The 23827-nt window shown below is 67.0% G+C and carries 18 protein-coding genes and 1 pseudogene; 16 read left to right on the top strand and 3 right to left on the bottom strand.

Annotation, left to right across the window (positions count from 1 at the left end; translation table 11 throughout):
* Positions 1 to 16 precede the first annotated feature (16 nt).
* Positions 17 to 772 (top strand): pilus assembly protein, encoded by a 756-nt coding sequence (locus PDM29_RS03130; protein ID WP_311192443.1) that lies wholly within the window; start codon positions 17 to 19, stop codon positions 770 to 772.
* Positions 769 to 2352 (top strand): YadA-like family protein, encoded by a 1584-nt coding sequence (locus PDM29_RS03125; RefSeq protein ID WP_311192442.1) that lies wholly within the window; start codon positions 769 to 771, stop codon positions 2350 to 2352. Before PDM29_RS03130 ends, PDM29_RS03125 begins: the two co-directional genes overlap by 4 nt.
* A gap of 1 nt (position 2353) precedes the next feature.
* Here the strand turns inward: PDM29_RS03125 and PDM29_RS03120 are convergent, their stop codons facing one another.
* Positions 2354 to 3001, bottom strand: coding sequence for a hypothetical protein (locus tag PDM29_RS03120; RefSeq protein WP_311192441.1), 648 nt, complete (start codon positions 2999 to 3001; stop codon positions 2354 to 2356).
* Between the two features lie 196 nt (positions 3002 to 3197).
* Complete coding sequence (locus PDM29_RS03115) at positions 3198 to 5618, bottom strand: penicillin-binding protein 1A (protein WP_311192440.1); 2421 nt, start codon at positions 5616 to 5618, stop codon at positions 3198 to 3200.
* Positions 5619 to 5841: 223 nt separating this feature from the next.
* On the opposite strand from PDM29_RS03115, the gene PDM29_RS03110 reads away from it, so the two are divergent.
* The 14 genes and pseudogenes from PDM29_RS03110 (at position 5842) to tkt (ending at position 21177) form a co-directional block, all read left to right on the top strand.
* Positions 5842 to 6900, top strand: a complete 1059-nt coding sequence (locus PDM29_RS03110; protein ID WP_343237512.1) for a pilus assembly protein PilM — start codon at positions 5842 to 5844, stop codon at positions 6898 to 6900.
* Positions 6900 to 7718, top strand: coding sequence for a PilN domain-containing protein (locus tag PDM29_RS03105; RefSeq protein ID WP_311192438.1), 819 nt, complete (start codon positions 6900 to 6902; stop codon positions 7716 to 7718). Before PDM29_RS03110 ends, PDM29_RS03105 begins: the two co-directional genes overlap by 1 nt.
* Positions 7715 to 8395, top strand: a complete 681-nt coding sequence (locus tag PDM29_RS03100; RefSeq protein WP_311192437.1) for a type IV pilus inner membrane component PilO — start codon at positions 7715 to 7717, stop codon at positions 8393 to 8395. The genes PDM29_RS03105 and PDM29_RS03100 overlap by 4 nt, the downstream gene beginning before the upstream one ends.
* A complete protein-coding gene (locus tag PDM29_RS03095; RefSeq protein WP_311192436.1) occupies positions 8392 to 8928 on the top strand; it encodes a pilus assembly protein PilP in 537 nt (178 codons plus the stop codon). Before PDM29_RS03100 ends, PDM29_RS03095 begins: the two co-directional genes overlap by 4 nt.
* A pseudogene (locus tag PDM29_RS21020) lies at positions 8925 to 9371 on the top strand (AMIN domain-containing protein); the annotation flags it as partial. The gene PDM29_RS03095 and the pseudogene PDM29_RS21020, both read left to right, overlap by 4 nt.
* Complete coding sequence (locus PDM29_RS03090; RefSeq protein ID WP_425508741.1) at positions 9354 to 10922, top strand: type IV pilus secretin PilQ; 1569 nt, start codon at positions 9354 to 9356, stop codon at positions 10920 to 10922. The pseudogene PDM29_RS21020 and the gene PDM29_RS03090, both read left to right, overlap by 18 nt.
* A gap of 216 nt (positions 10923 to 11138) precedes the next feature.
* Entirely contained in the window at positions 11139 to 12176 is a 1038-nt protein-coding gene (locus tag PDM29_RS03085; RefSeq protein WP_425508710.1) for an AAA family ATPase, read from the top strand.
* A 4-nt stretch (positions 12177 to 12180) separates the two neighbouring features.
* Entirely contained in the window at positions 12181 to 13083 is a 903-nt protein-coding gene (locus PDM29_RS03080; protein WP_311192434.1) for a DUF58 domain-containing protein, read from the top strand.
* Positions 13080 to 13541 (top strand): DUF4381 domain-containing protein, encoded by a 462-nt coding sequence (locus PDM29_RS03075; RefSeq protein ID WP_311192433.1) that lies wholly within the window; start codon positions 13080 to 13082, stop codon positions 13539 to 13541. Before PDM29_RS03080 ends, PDM29_RS03075 begins: the two co-directional genes overlap by 4 nt.
* The gene (locus PDM29_RS03070; protein WP_311192432.1) at positions 13538 to 14548 is read left to right on the top strand and encodes a vWA domain-containing protein; all 1011 of its coding nucleotides are present in this window, start codon (positions 13538 to 13540) and stop codon (positions 14546 to 14548) included. The genes PDM29_RS03075 and PDM29_RS03070 overlap by 4 nt, the downstream gene beginning before the upstream one ends.
* Entirely contained in the window at positions 14548 to 16278 is a 1731-nt protein-coding gene (locus PDM29_RS03065) for a VWA domain-containing protein (protein WP_311192431.1), read from the top strand. Before PDM29_RS03070 ends, PDM29_RS03065 begins: the two co-directional genes overlap by 1 nt.
* Positions 16275 to 17684, top strand: a complete 1410-nt coding sequence (locus PDM29_RS03060; RefSeq protein ID WP_425508709.1) for a BatD family protein — start codon at positions 16275 to 16277, stop codon at positions 17682 to 17684. The genes PDM29_RS03065 and PDM29_RS03060 overlap by 4 nt, the downstream gene beginning before the upstream one ends.
* Before the next feature lie 63 nt (positions 17685 to 17747).
* On the top strand, positions 17748 to 19082 hold the full coding sequence (locus PDM29_RS03055; protein ID WP_311192430.1) for a dicarboxylate/amino acid:cation symporter: 1335 nt from the start codon (positions 17748 to 17750) through the stop codon (positions 19080 to 19082).
* An 85-nt stretch (positions 19083 to 19167) separates the two neighbouring features.
* Positions 19168 to 21177, top strand: coding sequence for a transketolase (gene tkt / locus PDM29_RS03050; protein WP_311192429.1), 2010 nt, complete (start codon positions 19168 to 19170; stop codon positions 21175 to 21177).
* Positions 21178 to 21803: 626 nt separating this feature from the next.
* Here the strand turns inward: tkt and PDM29_RS03045 are convergent.
* The gene (locus PDM29_RS03045) at positions 21804 to 23756 is read right to left on the bottom strand and encodes an acetyl-CoA hydrolase/transferase C-terminal domain-containing protein (RefSeq protein ID WP_311192428.1); all 1953 of its coding nucleotides are present in this window, start codon (positions 23754 to 23756) and stop codon (positions 21804 to 21806) included.
* Between the last annotated feature and the right edge of the window lie 71 nt (positions 23757 to 23827).

The following is a 23827-nucleotide window of genomic DNA, read 5'->3' as shown; positions in this document are numbered from 1 at the left end:
CACTGGAGTGCTGATCATGCTGCTGCGTTGTCTGACCGCCCTGTGCCTGCTGCTGCCCGTGCAGGCGTACGCCAATCTGGATGTGCACCCCATGCGGATACACGTGGACGCCGGCAAAGCAGCCGGTGTGCGGGTGCACTCGCAGTCGGCGCTTCCGCAGTACATCCGGGCCACCGTCAAACGCGTGCTGCACCCCGGCACCGAACGCGAACACGAGGTCGATGAAGCGGCAGGCGAGGCGGCCGCCGTGGCGGTAATGCCCTCACGGTTCGCGTTGGCCGCTGGAGGCAGCCGTCTTGTGCGGGTGATCGCACTGGACCCGGTGGAGCAGGAAACCGCGTTGCGTGTCTACTTTGAAGCGGTGCCACCGCTGGAGGAAGCCGATGCGGCAGAAGCGCCGGGTGCCGCCAGCGCCACCATCGGCGTCAGCCTGGTCTGGGGAGTACTCGTCAATGTGCTGCCGCCACAGGGGCGTGCCGCTCTGGAGGTACAGGGCGACACCCTGCGCAACCTGGGCAGCCTGCGCCTGGGCGTGTTGAAGGTAGAGCAGTGCGTGGCGGGAGACTGCCAGGTGCACCCCGTCGAACGCAGCGTCTACCCGGGTGACCAGCTGCCATTGCCATTCCAGCCGCGCGCAGATGCGCGCGTGAACGTGTACTACCGGCTCAGCCGCGATGGCTATCGCGAGCATCAGCAGAGCCTGCGTCCGGAGCCGGCTGACAACGTTGCGCCGGTGACCGACTCCCCCGATCTGCATGAGGAAGCTGCATGAAGCTGATCATCCCGACCCTGAGCGCGCTGGTGCTGCTGTTCCATGCCGATACGGCCCACCCGGCGGCGAACGCTGACCCTGAGTTTGCCGAGCGGGCAGATGACGTTGCGGAGGCGCAATCCATGCCCTCTTCGACACTGCCTCAAGCGAGCGCCGGCGCGCTGGCAGGGGGACTGGCGCTGGGTGTGGGCGCAGCCAGCGCACTGCGTCGGGATCGGGGCACGGGTGCTGCGTCTACGCCGCAGGACATGTCACCCCAGGTCAGCGCCAACGGAACTCAGATTGCCCGCAACCGCGACGACATCGCAACGCTGCGCGAGGCGCTGGCAGGGGTGTTTCCCGAAGGCGATGATCTGCTGCGGTTTGCACCCGACCAGACCGTGCGGCTGCGCGGCGCGCGCCTCGTTGGCATGGGCGACGGGATGATCACACCGGACAGCCGAGAGGGCATCAATGGCGCGCAGCTGTATGCCACCCATGCGCGGATCCGGCCGCTCGAACATGCGGCGTTGTACGCCCGGGTCGGAGCCGATGCAGAGAGTCGACCAGCGCAGGCCGCACACCTGGGCAGTGCGTATGGCAGCGACGCGCGTGCGCAGGGCAATGGTTCGACGGCGTTGGGGGCGTACACCTGGGCACACGGCACCAATTCGGTGGCGATTGGCCGTGGGGCCTATGTGCAGCAGCACGCCGCCGATGGCTTTGCGCTGGGTGCACGGGCCAGAGTGTCGGCCGAGAACGGCCTGGCCATCGGGGCCTCCACCCAGGTATGGGAAGACGGCTACAACAGCGTGGCCATCGGCTATGGCTCGGTGGCCACGCAGCCGATGGAAGTGTCGGTGGGCGGGCAGGGCATGCGCCGGCGCATCGTGCATGTCATGCCCGGCACCGCACCCGACGACGTCGTGACGGTGCGTCAGCTCAACCGCCTTGCCGGTCTGCTGGGCGCGGGCGAGGTCGATGCAGCAGGGCAGCTCCAGAGTCATCACTACACCGTGCTCGGCGTGCGACACGACAGCGTGGCGGGCGCATTGACCCACCTCGATGAAGGCTTGCGCGGCACCCAGCAGGCACTGGAAAGCGCGACCAGCACGCTCAACCAGCGGATGGACGGATTGCGGGCGGCAGCACCCGACGAGGCAGGTGCGCGCGCGCCGGAAGCCGTTGTCGCCGACGTGGCTTCCGCCGCGCCGCGCGCGACGCCGTCACCGGATCCGCTCGAACTGCCGGTCGACGCACGTGCGGTGGAGGCGGCCGTGAACCGCTCAAATGCCTACACCGACCAGGCTGTTGTTGGCGTCGAGCACCGTCTGAACGAGCGTATCGAGCGTGTGGATCGACGGCTCAACCGGATGGCGGCGATGGGCGGCGCGCAGGCGGCGATGGCGATGAACACCGCAGGGTTGCCGACCTGGAACCGGCTTGGGGCCGGGGTGGGACATGCCGATGGCGAGTCGGCGTTGGCGGTGGGCTACCAGCGCGTGCTGGACCGACGCGCCGCCACCACCTTCAGCCTCAACGGGGCGTTCAGTACGGGCGGCGAGCGTACTCTGGCGATGGGCTTCGGCGTGGGCTGGTGACTCAGCCGTCGCCCAGCCAGCCGTCGATTTCCTCACTGGCGAGCAGGGTGCGCAGCTGGCTGGTGGAGGCACGACGCAGCGGTTTCTCATCTACTGCAGACAGTGGCGGCTGGCGCAGGGCGTCGAAGGGCAGAACAGCCATGTCGAAGGTCAGCCCTTCGGCACTGAACACCCACACCGGCACGTCCAGCGTGCGCTCGCGGTCCAGGCGCAGCCGGCGCATCCGCGATTCAGCCGGAATGCCGTGTTCTTCCAGGAAGTACTGCACCGCATCGGCGTGGTCGGTATGCAGCTGCAGCTGCACCGGACTGTGGTTGTCGGCGGTGCCGTCGAACACCGGTCCGCACAACCGTGGCGAGAACGCGTGCAGGAATTCCATCGCGCGCAGAGCAGCCTCACGTTTGGCGCGCAGCTGCTCGCCATGCCCCGCGCCGGCAAACAGGCGCTGGTACTCGCGCAGGGCGTCCTCGATCTCGGTGTTGCGCGGCAGCGAGGCATCGTCATGGATGCCGAGCCGGCTGGCGGCCTTGAGCTTGGCCTGGTGGTAATCGCGGATACCGCCCTCGACCATCAGCCGGGCGGCTTCATGGGCGAGCCGATGCCGGCGCTCGCGGGTCTGGCTGGCTGCATGCTGACGTGCACGATGCATGAGCGGTGCTCCCCTGTTACGACCTTGAGAGGACTTTACATGGTTGCTGTGACACTTGCGTAGAGCCAAGCCCTGCGTGGCTTCGCGGTGCCAGACGGAGGCGCAGCCACGCAGGGCGTGGCTCTACGGCACCAACAAAAAGCGCCGGGCAGGGCCCGGCGCAGCACGCGGTGTCCAACGTCGACGAAAACGACGATCAGAAGATGTCGAAGGCGGCGTCGTCGGCCTGCGGGATCTGGCTGTTGAAGTCGTATTCCTCGAGCTTCTCCATGTCCTCGACCTTGACCCACTCCGTGGCACCGTTCAGCGTGGCCTGGACCATGCCCTGCGGCGGTTCGTTCTGCATGATCGGGGTGTCCTTCAACGCCACGCGCATGTAGTCGATCCAGATCGGCAGTGCCGCGCGGCCGCCGTACTCGCGATAGCCCAGCGAACGGAAGTCGTCACGGCCCACCCATACGGTGGTCACGTAACGGCCACCGAAGCCGGAGAACCACGCGTCGCGGTGGTCGTTGGTCGAACCGGTCTTGCCGCCCACGTCCTCGCGGCCCAGCACCTTCGCCGCCGTGCCCGTACCGCGCTGGACCACGTCGCGCATCATCGACACCAGCTGGTAGGCCGTGCGTGCGTCAATCGCACGAGGAGCCACGCGGGCATCCGGATTGACCGGTGCCGCCGGCTCGGCCGGCTTCGGTGCCGCTGCGGTTGCAGGCGCGGTTGCGGAAGGTGCCGCACCAAAGTTGAAGCCGTCCACCACCTGGCTCACCGGTGCGCCGCTGCTGGTGCCGGCGCAGTCGCGGCAGGCCAGGGCCGGGTTTTCCTTGAACACCAGGTTGCCGTCGCGGTCGCTGACCTGGTCGATCAACCAGGTGTCCACCCGCGAGCCGCCGTTGGCGAACACGGCGTAGCCGCGTGCGATCGAAAGCGGGGTCAGCGACGCCGTGCCGAGCGACATCGACAGGTTCGGCGGCAGTTCGGCTTCGGCAAAGCCGAACTCGCTGATGTACTTGCGTGCGTAGTCCACGCCCATGCCATCCAGCAGGCGCACCGACACCAGGTTGCGCGACTGCACCAGCGCTTCGCGCAGCCGCATCGGGCCACGGAAGCCGCCGCCGTCGTTCTGCGGCTGCCAGGTCTTGCCACCGCGCTCGCGGAACACCACCGGGGCGTCCAGCACGATCGAGGCGGGGTTGAAGCCCTTGTCGAACGCCGCCGCGTACACAAACGGCTTGAAGCTCGAACCCGGCTGGCGGCGCGCCTGGGTGGCACGGTTGAACTTGTTGCCGGAGAAGCTGAAGCCGCCCACCAGTGCCTTCAAGGCACCGTTTTCAGCGTCCAGCGAGACCAGCGCTGACTGCCCGCGCGGAATCTGGTCCAGCAGCCACTCACCTTCCTTGGCACCGGCGCGCACGCGCACGATGTCGCCGCGCTGCACCAGCTTGGCCGGGGTCTTGTTGGTCCACTTCGCCGCCGAGGCGGGCAGGGTGATCTCGGTGCGGTTGGCCAGCACCACCGTGGCACTGCCATCGGCGGCGGTACCCGACACGATCGCCGGCAGCAGGCCCGATTGCGACGCCATCCAGCGCAGATGTGTCGCCAACGTGGCGGCATCGTCCCCGGCACCGAGCTGCACCTGCTTCTCCACGCCGTGCCAGCCATGGCGGTGGTCGTAGGTCAGCAGACCATCGCGCACGGCCAGATTGGCTGCGGTCTGCATCTCCGCATTGATGGTGGTGGTGACGTGGTAGCCCTTGTTGACCACGTCGCCGCCAAAGCGGGCAATCATTTCCTGGCGGACCAGCTCGGCCACGTAGGGCGCTTCCACCTGCACCGGCGGCTCATGCGCGCTGGCGTGCATCGGCACTGCCTTGGCCGCATCGGCCTCGGCCTGGGAGATGAAGCCCAAGTTGGCCATACGCTGCAGTACGTAATAGTCGCGGCGCTCGCGGGCGCGTTCCGGATTGCTGATCGGGTTGCCGCTGGACGGGAACTTGGGGATGCCGGCCAGCGAGGCCATTTCATCCAGGCTCAGGTCCTTCAGCTCCTTGCCGTAGTAGAACTGCGCCGCCGCGGCCACGCCGTAGGCGCGGTTGCCGAAGAAGCTCTTGTTCAGGTACAGCTCGAAGATCTCGTCCTTGCTCAGTTCCTGCTCGATCTTGCGCGCCAGCAGGATCTCGGCCAGCTTGCGGGTGTAGCTGTACTCGGAGCTGAGGAAGAACTGACGGGCCACCTGCTGGGTGATGGTCGACCCACCCGGCACGCGCTTGTCGTTGGTCGTGGCCAGCAGCCAGACCGCGCGGGCAATGCCCTTGTAGTCCACCCCTCCGTGCTCGTAGAAGCGGGCGTCCTCGGTGGCCAGGAAGGCCTGCTTCAGGCGCTCCGGGACGTCCTTCATGGTGATCGGGATGCGCCGGGACTCGCCAAACACGGCCATCAGCTGGCCGTCACTGGCGTAGACGTACATGGGCTCCTGCATCTCGATGTCGCGCAGGGCCTGAACGTCCGGCAATTTGGAGGAAATGGCGTAGTACAGGCCACCTGCGACGGCAGCGCCGATCAGTGCCAGGACCAGGAAGGCGACCAGCAACCAGCGCAGCCAGCGGCGAAAGCGTGTCATCAGTGACAGATTCCGATTGCGAATTTCGTGGCCGCAGAGTATAGATTACGCAAGGGAACGGCTGGGGTTGTTCCTGGGGAGCCAAGTCGAGAACCGTCTGGGGAGCCGTAAAACGTGTCGCAGTGCGCGTTTTGCAGCTTGGCGGTTGCGATTTGAAAAAAAAACGTTATTAATGCGCGGGCGCAGGTGTTGCGCTCAAGTGCCCGTCGGCAGGGGAGAAACCGTGGGGCTTATCCCAAAAAGCCAGACGCCGCTAATTGGCGTCGATATCAGTTCGACTGCGGTTAAGCTCTTGCAGCTTTCCCGCAGCGGTAACCGTTTCCGTGTGGAACATTACGCCGTGGAACCTCTTCCGCCGAATGCGGTGGTGGAGAAGAACATCGTGGAAGTGGAGGCCGTGGGTGAGGCCATCCGCCGCGCGGTGAACCGTTCAGGAACCAAAGCCAAGCACGCTGCGGCGGCGGTGGCCGGTTCGGCGGTCATCACCAAGCTCATCCCGATGCCCGCGGATCTGGACGAGAACGACATGGAAGCCCAGGTCGAGCTCGAAGCGGTCAACTACATCCCTTACCCGATCGAGGAAGTGAACCTCGACTTCGAGGTGCTGGGCGCGATTCCCAACAACCCGGAAATGGTCCAGGTGCTGTTGGCGGCTTCTCGCTCGGAGAACGTGGAGCTGCGCCAGTCGGCGCTGGAGCTGGGTGGTCTGACTGCCAAGGTGATGGACGTGGAGGCCTTCGCGGTCGAAAACGCCTTTGCACTGGTGGCCAGCGAACTGCCGGTCTCCAGTGACGGTGTGGTCGCCCTGGTGGACATTGGTGCCACCATGACCACGCTCAACGTCCTGCGTGGTGGGCGCAGCCTGTACAGCCGCGAACAGGTGTTCGGCGGCAAGCAGCTGACCGACGAGGTCATGCGCCGCTACGGGCTCACCTACGAGGAAGCCGGTCTGGCCAAGCGCCAGGGCGGTCTGCCGGAAAGCTACGAAGTGGAAGTGCTGGAGCCGTTCAAGGAAGCCACGGTCCAGCAGATCAGCCGCCTGCTGCAGTTCTTCTACGCAGGCAGTGAGTTCAACCGTGTCGACCACATCGTGCTGGCTGGCGGTTGTGCGGCACTGGCCGGTCTGCCGGAAATGGTGGAGGAACAGCTGGGCGTGGCCACGGTCGTGGCCAATCCGCTGGCACAGATGACGCTGGGTCCGAAGGTGCAGGCACATGCCCTGGCCCAGGACGCACCGGCGCTGATGATCGCCACCGGTCTGGCGCTGAGGAGCTTCGACTGATGGCAAGAATCAATCTATTGCCCTGGCGCGCCGAACGGCGCAAGCAACGCCAGCGCGAGTTCATGAGCATGTTGGGCTTCGCCGCCATTGGCGGCGTGCTGTTGTCGGCGCTGATCTGGTTCTATTACGACCGCCAGATCAGCGGGCAGGGCGAGCGCAATACCTTCCTGCAGGCCGAGATCGACAAGGTCAAGGCGCAGAACGAGGAAATCGAACGCCTGGACCGTCAGAAGGACCGTCTGCTGGCCCGCAAGCGCGTGATCGAGGAACTGCAGGCCAAGCGTTCGCAGATGGTGCACCTGTTCGACTCGCTGGTCCGGACCATTCCTGAAGGTGTGGTGCTGACTGCGGTGAAGCAGGAAGGCGACATCCTCACCCTGGGCGGCCGCACCCAGTCCAACGCCCGGGTCAGCGCCTACATGCGCAACCTGGAAAGTTCGGGCTGGATGACCAAGCCGGAACTGTCGGTGATCGAGGCCAAGAAGCCGGACGATGCGAAGGACAAGGCTCCGACGACCATTGCCGACATCGCCTCGCTGCCGTACGTGTTCGAGGTGAAGGTGACCCTGCCGGCCCAGAGCGAAGCCGTCGACGGCCTGGCTCCGGATGGCACCGTGGTACCTGCAACGGACGCCGCCGCCGATCCGGCCGCCGCGCCGGCACCAGGCGTGGCTCCGCTGGCACCTGCTCCGGCCGGAGCACAGCCTGCCGGAACACAGCCTGCCGCTGCGCCGGCTCCGTCGTCGGGCAGCCGCATTGTTCCCGCACCGGCCGCTGAACCCGCGCCGTCCAGCACGCCGCAGAAGGGGGCCGCATGAGCCAGAAGATCAACCTGAAAGAACTGGACTTCAACAACATCGGCAACTGGCCGCAGAAGGCGAAGATCGTGTTCTGCGCACTGCTGGCCATCGTCATCGTTGTGGTGAGCTGGTTTGCACTGATCAGCGGCAAGCGTGATGAGCTCGAAACGCTGGAACGCAAGGAAGTCTCGCTGCGCGCCGATTTCGAGAAGGAACAGGGCCGTGCGGTCAACCTGGAGCCGCTCAAGCAGCAGCTGGCCCAGATGGAGCAGGTGCTGCAGCAGATGCTGCGCCAGCTGCCCAGCAAGACCGAAATGCCTGACCTGATCATCGACATCTCGCAGACCGCGTTGTCCAGTGGTCTCAACAACGAGCTGTTCCAGCCTGGCGAGGAGATGACCAAGGAGTTCTACGCCGAGAAGCCGATTGCCTTGCGCATGGTGGGCAGTTACCACCAGTTCGGTGCCTTCGTCAGCGGCGTGGCTTCGCTGCCGCGCGTGGTCATCCTGACCATGCACGACATCAATCTCAAGCCCAAGGACCCCAAGACCGGCATCACCGCACGCACGGGTGCGCTGGAACTGTCGGGCACGGTCAAGACGTACCGCTATCTGGATGACGTTGAAATGGAAGCGCAGGAAAAGGCGGCCGCTGCTGCAGCGGCGAGTGCCAAGAAGTCCGGGGGTAAGAAATGACTCTGGCTACTACTGCACGCGTCAGTGGTCTGCTGTTGCTGGCGCTGCTCGCCGGGTGCGCCCGCGGCATCAGCAGCACGCCGGGCGACGCGCCCAACCTGGAAAAGTGGGTGGCCGACGTGCGTGCGCGTCCGGCCCCGCCGCTGGAGCCGCTGCCGGTCATGCAGCAGTTCGAAACCTTCGAGTACTCCGCGCAGGGCTTGCGCGATCCGTTCACCGATGCGTGGGCGCGTTCGCAGGACAACGCCGGCGGCCTCCGCCCTGATCCGAACCGCCGCAAGGAGCCGATGGAGGCCTTCCCGCTGGACGCGCTGGACATGGTCGGTACGCTCGGTGTGGGTGGGCAGCTGAGAGCCGTGGTGATGGCACCGGACAAGGTCACCTACAAGGTGTCGCCGGGCGCCTACATGGGGCAGAGCGACGGCCGCGTCACCGGGGTGTTTGAGGACCGGATCGAACTGGTTGAACTGGTGCCGGATGGCGCGGGTGGCTGGCTGGAACGGCCTGCTTCGCTCGCGCTTGAAGATCAATGAATGATTATGGGGATTGCACGATGACCTTTTCCAACGCCATGCTGCAGCGTCCCACCCGGCGCCCGAAGCTGATCCACATGTGCGCGCTGGGAGTCGCGCTCATGCTGGCCAATGGCACGCTGATGGCGGCAACGCCGGCAGCGACCACGCACGCCGCTACCGACGCCGCGCCGATCACGGCACCGGCTTCGCTGGCCGTGTCCAAGATCGACTTCAAGCGCGGTGAAGACGGCTCTGGCCGCCTGATCCTGCAGTTCGATGGCAACGGGGCCAACCCCGACCTTCGCAACCAGGGCAATGCCGTCGTCATTGACGTCGGCAATGCGACCCTGCCGGAAAGCCTGCAGAAGTCGATCAATGTGAGCGACTTTGCCACCCCGGTGCAGCGCATCGAACCGAAGCCTTACGGTGGCGGCACCCAGCTGGTGCTCAACACCAACAGCGCATTCGAGTCGCTGGCCTACCAGACCGGCAACGAGTACGTGGTTGAAATCAGCCCGCGCAAGGCTGTGGCGGCTACCGGTGCCATCAATGCCACCACCGTCACCCAGGCCGCTGCGGCGCTGGGTGCGCGTGGGTACAGCGGCAAGCCGGTGACCTTCAACTTCCAGGACGTGCCGGTGCGCACCGTGCTGCAGTTGATCGCCGAAGAGTCGAACCTGAACATCGTCGCGGCTGACAGCGTGCAGGGCAATGTGACCCTGCGCCTGGTCAACGTGCCGTGGGACCAGGCGCTGGATATCGTGCTGCGTGCAAAGGGCCTGGACAAGCGTCAGGACAACAAGGTGATCTGGGTCGCTCCGCAGCCCGAACTGGCCAAGTTCGAGCAGGACAAGGAAGACGCACGCATCGCGATCGAGAACCGCCAGGATCTGGTCACCGAATACGTGCAGATCAACTACCACAATGCGTCGGCCATCTTCAAAGCACTGACCGAGGCCAAGGGCATCGGCGGCAGCAATGGTGGCGGCAGCGGTGGCGGTCAGGGTGGCGCTGCGGAACAGGACAGCGGTTTCCTGTCCTCGCGTGGTCGCCTGGTCGCTGACGAACGCACCAACACGCTGATGATCAGCGACATTCCGAAGAAGATCGCCCGCATGCGCGAGCTGATCAACGTGATCGACCGCCCGGTCGACCAGGTGCTGATCGAAAGCCGTATCGTCATCGCCACCGATACGTTCGCGCGTGAACTGGGTGCCAAGTTCGGCATCTCCGGACGCCGCGACAATGTGTGGTTCGGTGGCGGCCTGACTCAGAACCACAACAACATTGATGACAACGCCGAAGCGCAGCGGGAGTACCAGGAAGCGCTTGCTGAGTATGCGGCGAACCCGACCGGTGCCGTGCCGGTCCCGCCGGGGCAGATTTTCAACACGCCTAACCTGCTGTTCAACAACGCAGTAGCTGCCGCCAGCAACCCGGGCTCGCTGGCACTGTCGATCCTCAACGCCGGTTACCTGCTGGACGTGGAGCTGTCGGCCATGCAGCAGGAGTCGCGTGGCGAGGTCATCTCCAACCCGCGTGTGGTTACCACCAACCAGCGTGAAGCGGTGATCAAGCAGGGTAAGGAAATCGGCTATGTGACCATCACCGGCGGTTCCGGTGGCCAGGCCGCCACGCCGAACGTGCAGTTCAAGGAAGTGCTGCTTGAGCTGAAGGTCACCCCCACCATCACCAACGACAACCGCGTGTTCCTGAACATGTCGGTCAAGAAGGATGAAGTGGAAAGCTACATCGTGCTGGACGGCTACGGCCAGGTTCCGACCATCAATCGCCGCGAAGTGAACACCGCGGTGCTGGTGGACGACGGTCAGACCGTGGTGATCGGTGGCGTGTACGAGTTCACCGACCGCAACAGCGTGAACAAGGTGCCGTTCCTGGGCGACGTGCCGTTCCTCGGCAACCTGTTCAAGAAGCGCAGCCGCAACAAGGACAAGGCTGAACTGCTGGTCTTCGTCACCCCGAAGGTCCTGCGCGTGGCCAAGACCAACTAAGCGGCTCGATCGGGTGTAGAGCCACGCCCTGCGTGGCTTCGACCCAGCCGGACTCCGTGCAGCCACGCAGGGCGTGGCTCTACGGTCAAGCAGATCCAGAATGGGCCGCCTCGTGCGGCCCATTCTGCGTTCAGGCAACCTTGATCCCGCTGCATCCTCAGTCCTGCGATGATGTGAGGGGAACCCGGCGCGTCCTCCGCCGGTCTGACGGATGCCATGAACCTGCCACCTCCGATGCCCGAGCTCGATACCACCGCTTCTTCGGCCGACACCGCTGCTGCCCCCGACCGTCTGCATGACGGCTTCCGCGCGCTGCGTGATGCGCTGTCCCGGGAAATCGTCGGCCAGCGCGAACTCGTTGACCGCCTGCTGACCGCTTTGTTGGCCGACGGCCATCTGCTGGTCGAGGGGGCCCCCGGGCTGGCCAAGACCACCGCCATCCGCGCGCTGGCAGCACGACTGGAAGCGGACTTTTCGCGCGTACAGTTCACCCCGGACCTGCTGCCGGCCGATCTGACCGGCACCGAGATCTGGCGTCCGCAGGAAGGCCGTTTCGAGTTCGTGCCCGGCCCGATCTTCCACCCCATCCTGCTGGCAGACGAAATCAATCGTGCACCTGCCAAGGTGCAATCAGCGCTGCTGGAAGCCATGGGCGAGCGTCAGGTCACCGTGGGCCGGCACACGTATGCGCTGCCGCCGCTGTTCCTGGTGATGGCCACGCAGAATCCGATCGAGCAGGAAGGCACCTTCCCACTGCCGGAAGCACAGCTGGATCGTTTCCTGATGCATGTCCGTATCGGTTACCCCGATGTGGACGCGGAAACCGAGATCCTTCGGCTGGCCCGCGAACGGGCACGCGACGCCCTCGGCCAACCGCCGCCGCCACCGGCGCGCATGCCGCTGGCCGACGTCTTCGCCGCGCGCCGCGCCGTGCTGGACCTGCACATGGCACCGGCGCTGGAGCGCTATCTGGTGGAGCTGGTGCTGGCCACGCGTGAACCCGCCCGCTACGACGCCGCACTGGCGCGCCGTATTGCCTGGGGTGCCAGTCCGCGTGGTTCCATCGCGCTGGAGCGGTGTGCCCGCGCCCGCGCCTGGCTGCAGGGCCGCGACTACGTCACCCCCGACGACATCCGCAGCGTCGCCCCGGACGTGCTGCGCCACCGCGTGCTGCCCAGCTATGAGGCCACCGCCGAGGGCTGGGATGGCGAGCGCCTGGTGGGCGAGGTCCTGGCCCGCGTGCCGGTACCCTGAGCGCATGCCTGCGCAGGAGGGCAACGGGCTGCAGCCAACGCTGGCCGAGCTGGTCGCGTTGCGCCGCAGTGCGCGCCGCCTGGCACCGCCGAAGCGTGGGCGGCACGGTCTGGCCGGCCAGGCTCCGTCGCCCCTGCGTGGGCGCGGGATGGAGTACGCTGAATCGCGCGAGTACGTGGCCGGCGACGATGCCCGCCATATCGACTGGCGGGTGACCGCGCGCACCGGGCGCGCGCACACCAAGCTGTTCCAGGCTGAGCGCGAACGCATGACGCTGCTCGTGGCCGATACCGATCCGGTGCTGTATTTCGGCACCCGGGTCCGCTTCAAATCCGTGCAGGCCGCGCGCGTTGGCGCGGTCGCCGCGTGGCTGGCGCAGCGCCAGGGCGACCGGCTCGCCGCGCTGCGTGGCAGCCATGTCACGCCCCCCATCGCGCCCGCAGGTGGCACGCGCGGGGTGCTGCGCGTGCTGGACGCATTGACCCGCTGGTACACAGCGCCCCCAACGGATGATGCCGGACTGGACCACGCACTCGGGCAGGCCGCGCGTCTGCTGCGGCCGGGCGCACGGGTGGTGGTGCTGGCCGACCCCACCCGCGCCGCGGACGTGCCAGCCTCGCGTTGGGCGGGGCTGGCGATGCACCACGACGTGCAGTTGATGCTGCTGGTGGACCCGCTGGAGCTGGCTCCGCCCAGCGGGCTGCTGCCGTTCCAGAGCCAGGGCCAGCCGGTGGCGCTGGACCTGGGCGACCCCGCCGTGCGCACGCACTGGGAGCAGCGCTTCGTCGAACCTTTGCAGGCGCTGCAGCAGACCCTGGGGGCCCGCCGCATCCGGGTCCAGGTGATCGCAAGTGATGATCCCAGTGATGCGTGGCTGGGCGCGGTTCCCACCGCGGTGGTTGCATGAGCGCTGCCACCGCATTGCAGCTGCGTGATGTGCACCTGCCGGCGGCACCGGGCTGGTGGCCCTTGCCGCCGGGCTGGTGGCTGGTCATCGGCGCGTGTGCACTGGTGGCATTGTTGGTGTGGGCCTGGCGTGCGCGTCGGCACCGCCTGCGACGGCGCTGGCAGCAGCACTTTGCGACCGCGTTGGCGGCCGCGACGACCCCGGCAGAGGAAGTGGCCACGATGGCCGAACTGCTGCGCCGCGCGGCACGGCTGCGCAAGCCTGGGGCGGAGCTGCTGCAGGGCGCTGAATGGCTGCAGTTCCTTGATGCGCCGGAAAGTCCGGCGTTCTCCTGCGGCGAAGGACGGCTACTGCTCGACGGCGGTTACCGCCGTGAGGTGGATGCGGCGGCCGTGGCGCGGCTGCGTCCACTGGCGCGCGACCGCTTTGTGCAGCTGATGACCGGCCTGCGCACATGATCGCCTTCGCGCTGCCCGCAGGTTTGTCCTGGCTCGATTCCCTGGCATGGCCCTGGCTGCTGCTGGCCTTGCCGTTGCCGTTGTTGATGCGTCTCCTGCCGGCACGCAATGACGCAGGTCCAGCCCTGCGCGTGCCCTATGCACCGGAATCACTGGCCGCGTTGGGCAGCGCTGGTGTGCGGCTGTCCGTGCTGCGGCCCGGACGCCTGCTGTTATGGCTGGCGTGGATCAGCCTGTGCGTCGCCGCGGCGCGACCGCAGCAGCTGGGCGAGCCGATCGTGCCACCACAGCAGGGCCGGCAACTGATGTTGGCGGTGGATTTCTCCGGCAGCATGAGCGAGCCGGACATGCAGCTGGGCACGCAGATCGTGCAGCGCATGCAGGCCGCCAAAGCGGTGCTGGCCGACTTCCTGGACCGGCGCGCGGGCGACCGGGTAGGCCTGCTGATCTTCGGCGACCGGGCCTATACGCTGACCCCGATCACCGCCGACCTGGCCACCGTGCGCACCCAGCTGACCGACAGCGAGCTGGGGCTGGCCGGCAACAACACCGCCATCGGCGATGCCATTGCGCTGGGTGTGAAGCGCCTGCGTGAGCAACCGGAGGGCCAGCGGGTACTGATTCTGCTCACTGACGGTGTCAACAACGCCGGCGTGCTGACGCCGTTGCGCGCGGCAGAGCTGGCCAAGGCCGAAGGCGTGCGGGTTTACACCATCGGGTTTGGCGGTGAAGGCGGCCTGCGCCTGTTCGGCGTGCAGATCGCCGCCGGCGAAGACCCGGTCGACGAAGCCACGCTGCAGAAGATCGCCGCGATGACCGGTGGCCGTGCGTTCCGCGCGCGCGACACTGACCAGCTGGCCGGCATCTATGCCGAGCTGGATCGGTTGGAGCCGATCGTGGCCCCGGGCGAAGCGGTGCGCCCGCGCATCGAGCGATACCCGTGGCCGCTCGGCGTAGCGGTACTGCTTGGCGCGTTGGCCTGGCTGCTGCCACGGCGGTGGCGCTGATGGACATGCTTGCGCACCTGCATTTCCTTCGCCCCGCCGCGCTGTGGGCCTTGCTGGCGCTGCCGCTGATCGCGCTGCTGTGGCACTGGCGTCGCCGCCGCGCCAGCGTCTGGCTGCACGCCGTCGATGCGCACCTGCTGCCGCACCTGCTGGTGCCGGGTGTGCGCCGGTCGTGGTGGGTACTGGTTCTGCTGCTGGCGGGGTGGACCCTGGCGGTGCTGGCCCTGGCCGGAACCAGCTGGCGTCAATCCGCGCAGCCGCTGTGGCAGACCCCGTCACCGCTGGTGGTCGCGCTGGACCTGTCCAGCCGGGTCCGCGCCAGTGACCTGCCACCGTCGCGGCTGCTGCAGGCGCGGGCCAAGCTGGCGACCCTGCTGCGTGAGCGCAGCGGCGGTGAAGTGGCGCTGCTGGTCTACGCCGACGACGCCTTCACCGTGGCTCCGCTGACCGCCGACCGCGCCAACGTGGCCCTGTATCTGGACGCATTGGATCCCAATGTGATGCCCCGCGATGGCCAGCAGGCGGCGCGTGCGCTGGATGCCGCCGTGCTGTTGCTGCAGCAGTCCGGCGCGAAACAGGGCGACATCCTGCTGATCACCGATCGCGCTGACGCGGTTGACCAGAGCGCCGCCGCACGCGCGCAGGCGCAGCAGATGCGGGTGTCCGTGCTGGGCCTGGGCACGCCGGACGGGGCCGCCTATCGCGGCGATGACGGACAGATCGCACGCGCGCAGCTGGACGAGCCCAGTCTTCGCGCGCTGGCAGGTGCCGGCGGTGGCAGCTATGCACGGCTGAGCGATGACGATGCCGACCTGCGTGCGCTGGACGTGTTGCGCCCGCGCGGTGACGGTGGTGACCCGCGCCCCGGGCAGTCGCGCTCCTGGCAGGATGAGGGATATTGGTTGTTGCTGCCGTTGATGGTGTTGTCGTTGTGGGCGTTCCGTCGGCGCGGCCTGGCGGTGGTGGTGCTGTGTGCCGTCTGCGGCCCGCTGCTGATGCCGGCCCCGGTACAGGCGGCCGAACGTGACTGGTGGCAGCGCGCCGACCAGCGCGACCAGCAGCGCCTGTCCACCGGCGTCGATGCTTACCGACAGGGGGATTTCGCCACCGCCCAGCAGCAGTTTGAACCGGTGCAGAGCGCAGAAGGGCGCTACAACCTCGGTAACGCGCTGGCCAGGCAAGGGCAGCTCGATGCCGCCATCGAAGCTTACGACCAGGCGTTGAAGCTGCAACCCGGCATGCCGGATGCGGTCGCCAACCGCGCGGCCGTCGACGCGGCCCGCAAGCGCAAACCGCCCGCCGGCGGACAGCAGGGCCAGCAACAGCAGCCGGGCCAGTCTTCGCAGTCGTCGCAGACCCCGCGACAACAGCAGCAACCGCAGCAGCAACAGCAACAGCAACAGCAACAGCAAAAACCTTCATCCAACGGGGCGCCGCCGCCTTCGCAGGAGAACAGCGGCCAATCCCAGGATCAAGGCCAGCCTGATCCGGCTGAGCAGGCGCGCGCGGACGCCGCGCAGCGCGAGCGTATGCGCCAGGCGCTGCAGCGTCAGTCCGGTCAGAGCGATCCCAGCCAGACACCGCCGCAGAAAGCGGCTGAAACCGCGCAGCAGCGCGAGCAGCGCCAGGCGGTGGAGGCCTGGATGCGACGCGTGCCCGACGATCCCGGCAGTTTGCTGCGGGCCAAGTTCCAGCGCGAAAACGAACGCAGGAGACAGGAAGGACGATGAGCGCCCTCTTCAAACGGTTGGCCTGTGCGGTGCCGCTGGGTGTGCTGCTGGCGTTGTGCGCTCCCGTGCAAGCGCAGATGCCGCCGGTGGATTCCAGCACGGCCCCACCGGTGCGCGGCAATGCGACCGCGTTTCTGGAAATGGAGGTGGATGACCGCGACCCCTACGTGCAGCAGAGTGTGGGCGTGGTGGTGCGGCTGTACTACGCCTCGCAGCTGTTGTCCGGCGAGCTGGGGCTGGACGCGCCCGACGGTGCATCGATGCAGCGGGTTGGCCAGGACCGCAGCCTGGTGCGCGAGGTCAACGGCCGCCGCTACAACCTGGTGGAGCGGCGCTACCTGCTGATTCCCGAACGCAGCGGCCCGCTGCTGCTGCCGGGGGCGCGCTTCGAAGGTCGTGCGGCCGGGGGCTTCTTCGATGAGATGTTCGGCGGCGGCAACGGCCGCCTCCGCGCCACCGCCCCGGACCAGCCGCTGCAGGTGCAGCCGCAGCCGGCCGCAGCGCCGCAGCCGTGGTTGCCGCTGCATGACCTGCGCCTGCGCTACACCGCCGCACCCACGCGGGCTCGCGCCGGAGAAGCGGTGACTGTCGTGGTCGAGGCCGTCGCGGACGGGGCCACCCGCGCGCAGTTCCCGGAGTTGCCGGAGATTGACGCCGGCGCCGATGCGCAGGTGTTCGCCGAACCGGCGCAGTACGACGAGAGCTTCAACGGCAGCACCCCGCAGCTGAAGCTGACGCGCCGCTATGCGATCGTCCCGCGCCAGCCCGGCACCTTGGTGGTGCCCGGCCTGCGCATGCCGTGGTGGGATGTGCGCAACGCCCAGGCGCAGACCGCCACGCTGCCGGACTTGACCCTCAACGTGGGGCAGGGCAGCAGCGCGGCTCCGGCCACCCCGCCGCCGCAGGACACCCGCGAGGCCCTGCCAGACGGCGAAAGCGGCACCGGATCGCCTGCGTTGCCGGCGGCCGCACCGGCCCGGCCCTGGGGCTGGATTGCCGCAGCGGGTGGGTTCGCGCTGTTGTGGCTGCTGACCCTGGCATGGGGGTGGCGTCGCCGCCGGCAGCCGGTGGCCAGCGCCACCACGCCCCCAGCTGGGACGCGGCGGGCACCCACGCTGGCGCAGCTGCGCCAGCATCTGGATACCGGCAGCCTGGACGAGGTGATCGCCACCTTGGCCGGCATGGGCGGGCTGCGCGGGCTGGACGACGTGCTGGCGGCGCTGGCTGAACCCGACCAACGCCAGGCCCTGCAGGCCATGCAGGCCGCGCGCTGGAGCCGGGACGGCGGGGGCGTGGCCGTGGCGCGGCAGGCCCTGCGCCGGGCCTTCCATGACGGACCGCACTGGCGGCATGTGGCGTCGACCGACCACACTAGGCTGGCACCCTTGTATCCCCCGGGCCGTTGAGGGGTGCCCGGCAGTCCCTGCCGGCTTTGCTAAGCTGTCCGATCACCATAGGAACACCGCTCGATGACTGAGGCCGCAACTCCCGGGCAGACGCCGCCCCGGCAGAAACTCCCCCTGCACTGGAAAATGTTCATCGGGTTCGGTCTGGGCCTGGTCCTGGGCCTGATCGTGCACGCCCTCGAGGGCAACATCGGTGGCCTGACCGAGGCCGCCCGCGCGGTGATGACCTATGTGACCACCCCGTTGTCGGGGCTGTTCCTCAATCTGATCTTCATGCTGATCGTGCCGCTGATCTTCTCGGCGCTGGTGATGGGCGTGTCGGAGATGGGCGACATCCGCGCCCTGGGCCGGATCGGCTGGAAGACCCTGGCCTACACCGTGGTGCTGTCCGGTGTGGCCGTGGGTATCGGCCTGGTGCTGGTCAACCTGCTCAAGCCCGGCGTCGGCGTGGACCCGGCCATGGCTGCGCAACTGCTGCACGAGAACGTCGAGCGCAGCCGCGAGATCGTCGCCAACATCGGCGAGCAGCCCAAGGGCATGGACATGCTGCTGTCGATCGTGCCGAGCAACGTGCTGGCTGCTGCCTCCAGCAATGGCGCGATTCTGTCGCTGATGTTCTTCGCGCTGATGTTCGGCATCGGCATGGTGCTGTCGCCGGAAGACAAGGTTGCCACCCTGCGCAAGGGCATCGAGGGCGTGTTCGAGATCTCGATGACCCTGATCAACCTGGTCATCCGCCTGGCTCCATACGCGGTGGCCTGCTTCATGTTCAACCTGGCCGCGATTTTCGGTTTCGACCTGCTGATCCGCCTCGGTGCGTATGTGGGCGTGGTGGTGCTGGCGCTGGGGCTGCACATGGTGGTCAGCTACGGCGTCGCCGTGTGGCTGTCCGGGCGCTCGCCGCTGGCCTTCTTCCGCGATACCCAGGAGGCCACGGTGATGGCCTTCTCCACCGCCTCCAGCAACGCCACCCTGCCGACCGCGCTGCGCGTGGCCGACCAGATGGGCCTGCCGCAGCGTGTCTCGCGCTTCGTGCTGACCGTGGGTGCCACCGCCAACCAGAACGGCACCGCGCTGTTTGAAGGTGTCACTGTGATCTTCCTGGCCCAGTTCTTCGGCGTGGAGCTCAGCATCACCCAGCAGCTGATGGTGATGGTGGTCTGCATCCTCGGCGGCATCGGAACGGCCGGTGTGCCGTCCGGCTCGCTGCCGGTGGTGGCGATGATCTGCGCCATGGTCGGCGTCGACCCGATGGGCATCGGCCTGATCCTGGGCGTGAACCACTTCCTGGACATGTGCCGCACCGCACTCAACGTGACCGGCGATCTGGCCCTGACCACCCTGGTGGCGAAGGGCGAAAAAGACGAGCCCCAGGCGCCCGACCCCGCCCATTCATAAGCCTGACCGCAGCCAAGCGCGAAAGCGCTTGAGCTGCGACAATAGGCCGCCCGCAATTGCGGGAGCCTCCTACCCCGACAGAACCATGACGCAGCCCACCCGCCGCCAGTTGGCCAACGCCATCCGCTTCCTTGCCGCTGATGCGGTCGAAACCGCCAAGTCCGGGCATCCCGGCATGCCGATGGGCATGGCCGATATCGCCGAAGTGCTCTGGAACGACTACCTCCGTCACAACCCCAACAACCCGAAGTGGTTCAACCGCGACCGCTTCGTGCTGTCCAATGGCCACGGCTCGATGCTGCAGTACGCGCTGCTGCACCTGAGCGGCTATGACCTGCCGATCGAGCAGCTCAAGCAATTCCGCCAGCTCGGCAGCAAGACTGCCGGCCATCCGGAACGCCACGAGACCCCCGGCGTGGAAACCACCACCGGTCCGCTCGGCCAGGGCCTGGCCAACGCGGTCGGCTTCGCGCTGGCGGAAAAGCTGCTGGCACAGCGCTACAACCGCCCCGAGCATGAAATCGTCGACCACCGCACCTGGGTGTTCCTGGGCGACGGCTGCCTGATGGAAGGCGTGTCCCACGAAGCCGCCTCGCTGGCCGGCACCTGGGGCCTGGGCAAACTGGTCTGCTTCTGGGACGACAATCACATCTCCATCGACGGCAACACCGAAGGCTGGTTCACCGACAACACCCCCGAGCGTTTCGAAGCCTATGGCTGGAACGTGGTGCGCGGCGTCGATGGCCACGACCCGGACAGCATCAAGGCGGCCATCGACAGCGCGCTGGCGCAGTTCGACAAGCCGACCCTGATCTGCTGCCGCACCACCATCGGTTTCGGTTCGCCGGGCAAGGCCGGCAAGGAATCCAGCCACGGTGCACCGCTGGGCAAGGATGAGCTGGAAGCCACCCGCAAGGCGCTGAACTGGAACTACGGTCCGTTCGAGATTCCGGAAGAAATCTACGCCGGCTGGCGCGCTGGCGGCACCGGCACTCTGCGCCAGGCCGAGTGGGAACAGCAGTTCGACAAGTACGCGGCGCAGTTCCCGGCCGAAGCTGAAGAGCTGACCCGCCGTTCGCGTGGCGAGCTGCCGGAAGACTTCCTGGCCAAGGCCGACGCCTATATTGCCCAGGTGCAGGCCGAAGGCCCGACCATCGCTTCGCGCAAGGCTTCGCAGCTGGCCATTGAAGCGTTCGCGCCGCTGCTGCCGGAACTGGTGGGTGGTTCGGCCGATCTGGCGCATTCGAACCTGACTCTGTGGAAGGCCAGCAAGTCGGTGGCCACCGACGACCCGAACGCCAACTACGTGTACTACGGCGTGCGCGAGTTCGGCATGACCGCGATTGCGAACGGTCTGGCCCTGCACGGCGGCTTCATTCCGTTCGACGCCACCTTCCTGGTGTTCAGCGATTACGCCCGTAACGGCGTGCGCATGAGCGCGCTGATTCCGGCGCACGCGATCCACGTCTACACCCACGACTCGATCGGCCTGGGCGAGGACGGCCCGACCCACCAGCCGGTGGAGCACCTGGCCTCGCTGCGTTACATCCCGAACAACGACGTGTGGCGTCCGTGCGACGCGGTGGAATCGGCGGTGAGCTGGAAGTCGGCGATCACCCGCCAGGACGGCCCGAGCTGCCTGGTGTTCAGCCGCCAGAACCTGCCGCACCAGCCGCGCAACGCGGAGCAGGTGGCGCAGATCGCCCGCGGCGGTTACGTGCTGGCCGAGGCCGAAGGCGGCGTGCCGGACGTGATCCTGATCGGCACCGGTTCGGAAGTGAGCCTGGCAGTTGCGGCCAAGGCCGAACTGGACGCGGCCGGCATCAAGACCCGCGTGGTGTCGATGCCGTCCACCGACGTGTTCGAACGCCAGGACGCCGGCTACCGTGAAGCGGTGCTGCCGAACGCGGTGCGCAACCGCGTGGCCGTTGAAGCCGGCGTGACCGGTTTCTGGCGCCAGTACGTGGGCCTGGACGGTGCGGTGGTCGGCATCGACACCTTCGGTGCCTCGGCCCCGGCGGATGCCCTGTACAAGCATTTCGGCATCACCACCGAACACGTGGTCGCCGCTGCCAAGGCACAGCTGGCCAACTGATCGTTGCCTGCATGAAACCCAACGGCGCTCACCGGCAACGGTGAGCGCCGTTTTTGTTTGGCTTGCCGTACTCGATTGACTACGTGTCGCCGGGCTTCGCCCGGCTGCTGTTGGTCTATGGCGAACAGCCGGTGTTCACGGCATCCCTGGTTTGGCGACTCGAGGCGGGCGTTCCGGGGGACGCTGCAAGTACGTCCATGTAAGCTCGATCGCCGCATCCATGCGGCTCACGCCCCCTCCAGCCCACCCCGAGCCGCCATCGACAGATGGTCGATGGCCAGGGAAGATCAAACGCACGTAGCCCCGGTGGGATCGGTCGACAGACGATCGCCGTGAAATCCCCAACATCCGGTAACGCATGACCCCAAATCGACATTGCCGTTGATCTGGCATTTTCCATGGCCACCGGCCAACTGTCTGGGGCGTGCCGGGGTGGGTTTGCGGGACCGTAGAAAACATGGATGTTTTCTACGAGCCCCCATGGATGGGTTTACGGCGTGTCCCGCAAACCCATCCTGGCACGCCAAAGCACGGAAACCGATGACCACCGGCTGTTCGCCTAAATCCAACAGCAGCCGGGCAAGCCCGGCTCTACGTCACGTTTGCAGCCGCACCGGGATACGCAGTCAAGCCGTCCGCGCCAACCCCAAGCGCACCAGCCGTGCTTCGATCTTCTCGCCGAGCGTCTGCGGTGCATCCAGCCCCATGCGCTGCAGATACACCACATCGCCATCGCCGGCGGGCTGGCGCAACGCCGCCAGCACCGTGCGCAGCTTGCCGCTGCGGGTGGTGGTGTTCTGCTTCAACCAACCCAGCGCCTTTACCAAGTGCTGCTCCACTTCGGTGAAATCACTGCCCAGCGGATAGTCCGGCAGTTCGCCGGAGTGACGGAACGGGGCCAGCGTCGCACTCACCGCCGCCGCGCTGTTGCGCTCACGCCATCGCGCCGGCGCCGTAAACGACGTCGCCAGCTTCTTCGATGCCTTCGCCGTCTGCAGCAGATTGTCCTGGAAACCAGCATCGGCAATCGCGGTCATGTTTACCACGCAATCCTCATCGGTCAGGTTGCGAAGATCCGCAATGCCGTACTCGTTGATATAGATGTCGCGCAGGTGCCGTGGAATGGTGGTATGCCCGTAGTTCCAGCGCACGTTCGACTGCAGACCGCGCGCATCCTCGCGTGTGGCCCGGAACATCAGTGCGCTGCGCGCTTCCGGCAGCGCATGCGCCATCGCCACGAAGTTGTACTGGCCGCCCACACCCGACACCACCCGCCCATCTTCCAGCGCGTCGGACGTGGCCGCGCCCAGCGCGGTGGCGATCATGCAGGAATTGAAGAACCGCGCATGGCGCCGCTGCAGGCGTTCCAGCGTCTCGTTGCCGCCATACAGTTGATTGATCTCGCTGATCCGGCGCATGCCGATCGCCCGGCACTCGTCTTCCGGCAGGTCGCGCAGCCACTGGTAGAAGTCCGGCGAGCCCAGGTAGAACGCGCCGTGCAGATACTCGCCTTCCGCCTCCAGCGTGGCGTGGTCGATGCTCAGCGTGCTGCCGTTCTCGATCCGCTGCATCAGCGACAGGTCGTCGTGCACCTTGCGCCGGATCACCCCGGTCTGCACCAGCCGGCGGAAGCCTTCGTTGAGCATTTCGCTGCAGCCGTACAGGCCCACCTCGAACGGCTCCAGCCCGCCACACTCCAGCACCGTGGGGTTCTGCTCCAGTTCCGGATCCAGCGCCCGCAGGATCTGCCGGTAGCGTGCGTTGTCAGTGTGGCGCAATACCAGCGCGTGGCTGATCGCATCCGCCAGCGTGCCGATGCCGATCTGCAGCGTGCCGCCGTCGCGTACCAGCGTGCTCGCGTACAGGCCAATGGCGTAATCCGCGTCGCTGACCGGCTGGCGCGGCAGCCCGAACAGGGCAGGGTAAGGCGGTGGTGGGGTGATCACCAGGTCGAAGAAGGTCACATCCACCGTCGCCGAGCCACCCAGGTAGGGCAGCTGCGGATCGATCTCGGCGATCAGCAGCGGGCGCGGCAGCCCGCGCGCGGCCATCGCGTCCAGCGTGTCCTGGGTGATGTCGTTGTTGCACGACAGCGACAAGCGGCGGTCGTCCGGACGCATCGCGACCTTCTGCACAATGGCGTGCGGCGCGCGCTGCGCCACCGCGTCGGCTGCATGCGTGTAGTTCAGGCTGGTGTAGCCACGCTGCGCCTGTGACGAGCCCAGCAGCGCGCCGGACTGCATGTAGAACTCTTCCACCTGCACATGCGCCGGCAGACGGTCACGCGCCACTGCGTCGGCATAGGCCAGGCGCGGGAAGTCCGCACCGAAGTGACGCTCGGCGAACGGGGCCATGAAGCGGCCTTCCAGTCCCCCCGAAGGCGGCTTCGGCGGGTTGAGCGACAACGCGGTGTACAGCTGCAACGGCCGCGATGCATCGCTTTCCACCCTCGCGTACAGCGCGTTGAGCAGACGGTGCGGCTTGCCCAGCGCCAACGGTGCCCCGATGCGCAGCGGGCCATCCACCCGTTGCAGCAGCCAATCGACGGCGGCGTCCAGGTCGGTGAGGTGATCGGTCATCCAGTGCAGTCCTGCCCAACGTGTAATTCTTTGAGATCGTGGCAGCGCGCCCATGAATCCGGTGTTGACGA

It is taken from the genome of Stenotrophomonas oahuensis, assembly GCF_031834595.1.
Lineage (GTDB): Bacteria > Pseudomonadota > Gammaproteobacteria > Xanthomonadales > Xanthomonadaceae > Stenotrophomonas > Stenotrophomonas oahuensis.
Note: the sequence above shows the minus strand (reverse complement) of the source record. Positions and strands in the feature narration are given on the sequence as shown.

Excerpts from the sequence above, each read along its gene's own strand:
- PDM29_RS03130 (WP_311192443.1), top strand. The coding sequence starts at position 17 with ATGCTGCTGCGTTGTCTGACCGCCCTGTGCCTGCTGCTGCCCGTGCAG.
- PDM29_RS03125 (WP_311192442.1), top strand. The coding sequence starts at position 769 with ATGAAGCTGATCATCCCGACCCTGAGCGCGCTGGTGCTGCTGTTCCAT.
- PDM29_RS03120 (WP_311192441.1), bottom strand. The coding sequence starts at position 3,001 with ATGCATCGTGCACGTCAGCATGCAGCCAGCCAGACCCGCGAGCGCCGG.
- PDM29_RS03115 (WP_311192440.1), bottom strand. The coding sequence starts at position 5,618 with ATGACACGCTTTCGCCGCTGGCTGCGCTGGTTGCTGGTCGCCTTCCTG.
- PDM29_RS03105 (WP_311192438.1), top strand. The coding sequence starts at position 6,900 with ATGGCAAGAATCAATCTATTGCCCTGGCGCGCCGAACGGCGCAAGCAA.
- PDM29_RS03100 (WP_311192437.1), top strand. The coding sequence starts at position 7,715 with ATGAGCCAGAAGATCAACCTGAAAGAACTGGACTTCAACAACATCGGC.
- PDM29_RS03095 (WP_311192436.1), top strand. The coding sequence starts at position 8,392 with ATGACTCTGGCTACTACTGCACGCGTCAGTGGTCTGCTGTTGCTGGCG.
- PDM29_RS03085 (WP_425508710.1), top strand. The coding sequence starts at position 11,139 with ATGAACCTGCCACCTCCGATGCCCGAGCTCGATACCACCGCTTCTTCG.
- PDM29_RS03080 (WP_311192434.1), top strand. The coding sequence starts at position 12,181 with ATGCCTGCGCAGGAGGGCAACGGGCTGCAGCCAACGCTGGCCGAGCTG.
- PDM29_RS03075 (WP_311192433.1), top strand. The coding sequence starts at position 13,080 with ATGAGCGCTGCCACCGCATTGCAGCTGCGTGATGTGCACCTGCCGGCG.
- PDM29_RS03070 (WP_311192432.1), top strand. The coding sequence starts at position 13,538 with ATGATCGCCTTCGCGCTGCCCGCAGGTTTGTCCTGGCTCGATTCCCTG.
- PDM29_RS03065 (WP_311192431.1), top strand. The coding sequence starts at position 14,548 with ATGGACATGCTTGCGCACCTGCATTTCCTTCGCCCCGCCGCGCTGTGG.
- PDM29_RS03060 (WP_425508709.1), top strand. The coding sequence starts at position 16,275 with ATGAGCGCCCTCTTCAAACGGTTGGCCTGTGCGGTGCCGCTGGGTGTG.
- PDM29_RS03055 (WP_311192430.1), top strand. The coding sequence starts at position 17,748 with ATGACTGAGGCCGCAACTCCCGGGCAGACGCCGCCCCGGCAGAAACTC.
- tkt (WP_311192429.1), top strand. The coding sequence starts at position 19,168 with ATGACGCAGCCCACCCGCCGCCAGTTGGCCAACGCCATCCGCTTCCTT.
- PDM29_RS03045 (WP_311192428.1), bottom strand. The coding sequence starts at position 23,756 with ATGACCGATCACCTCACCGACCTGGACGCCGCCGTCGATTGGCTGCTG.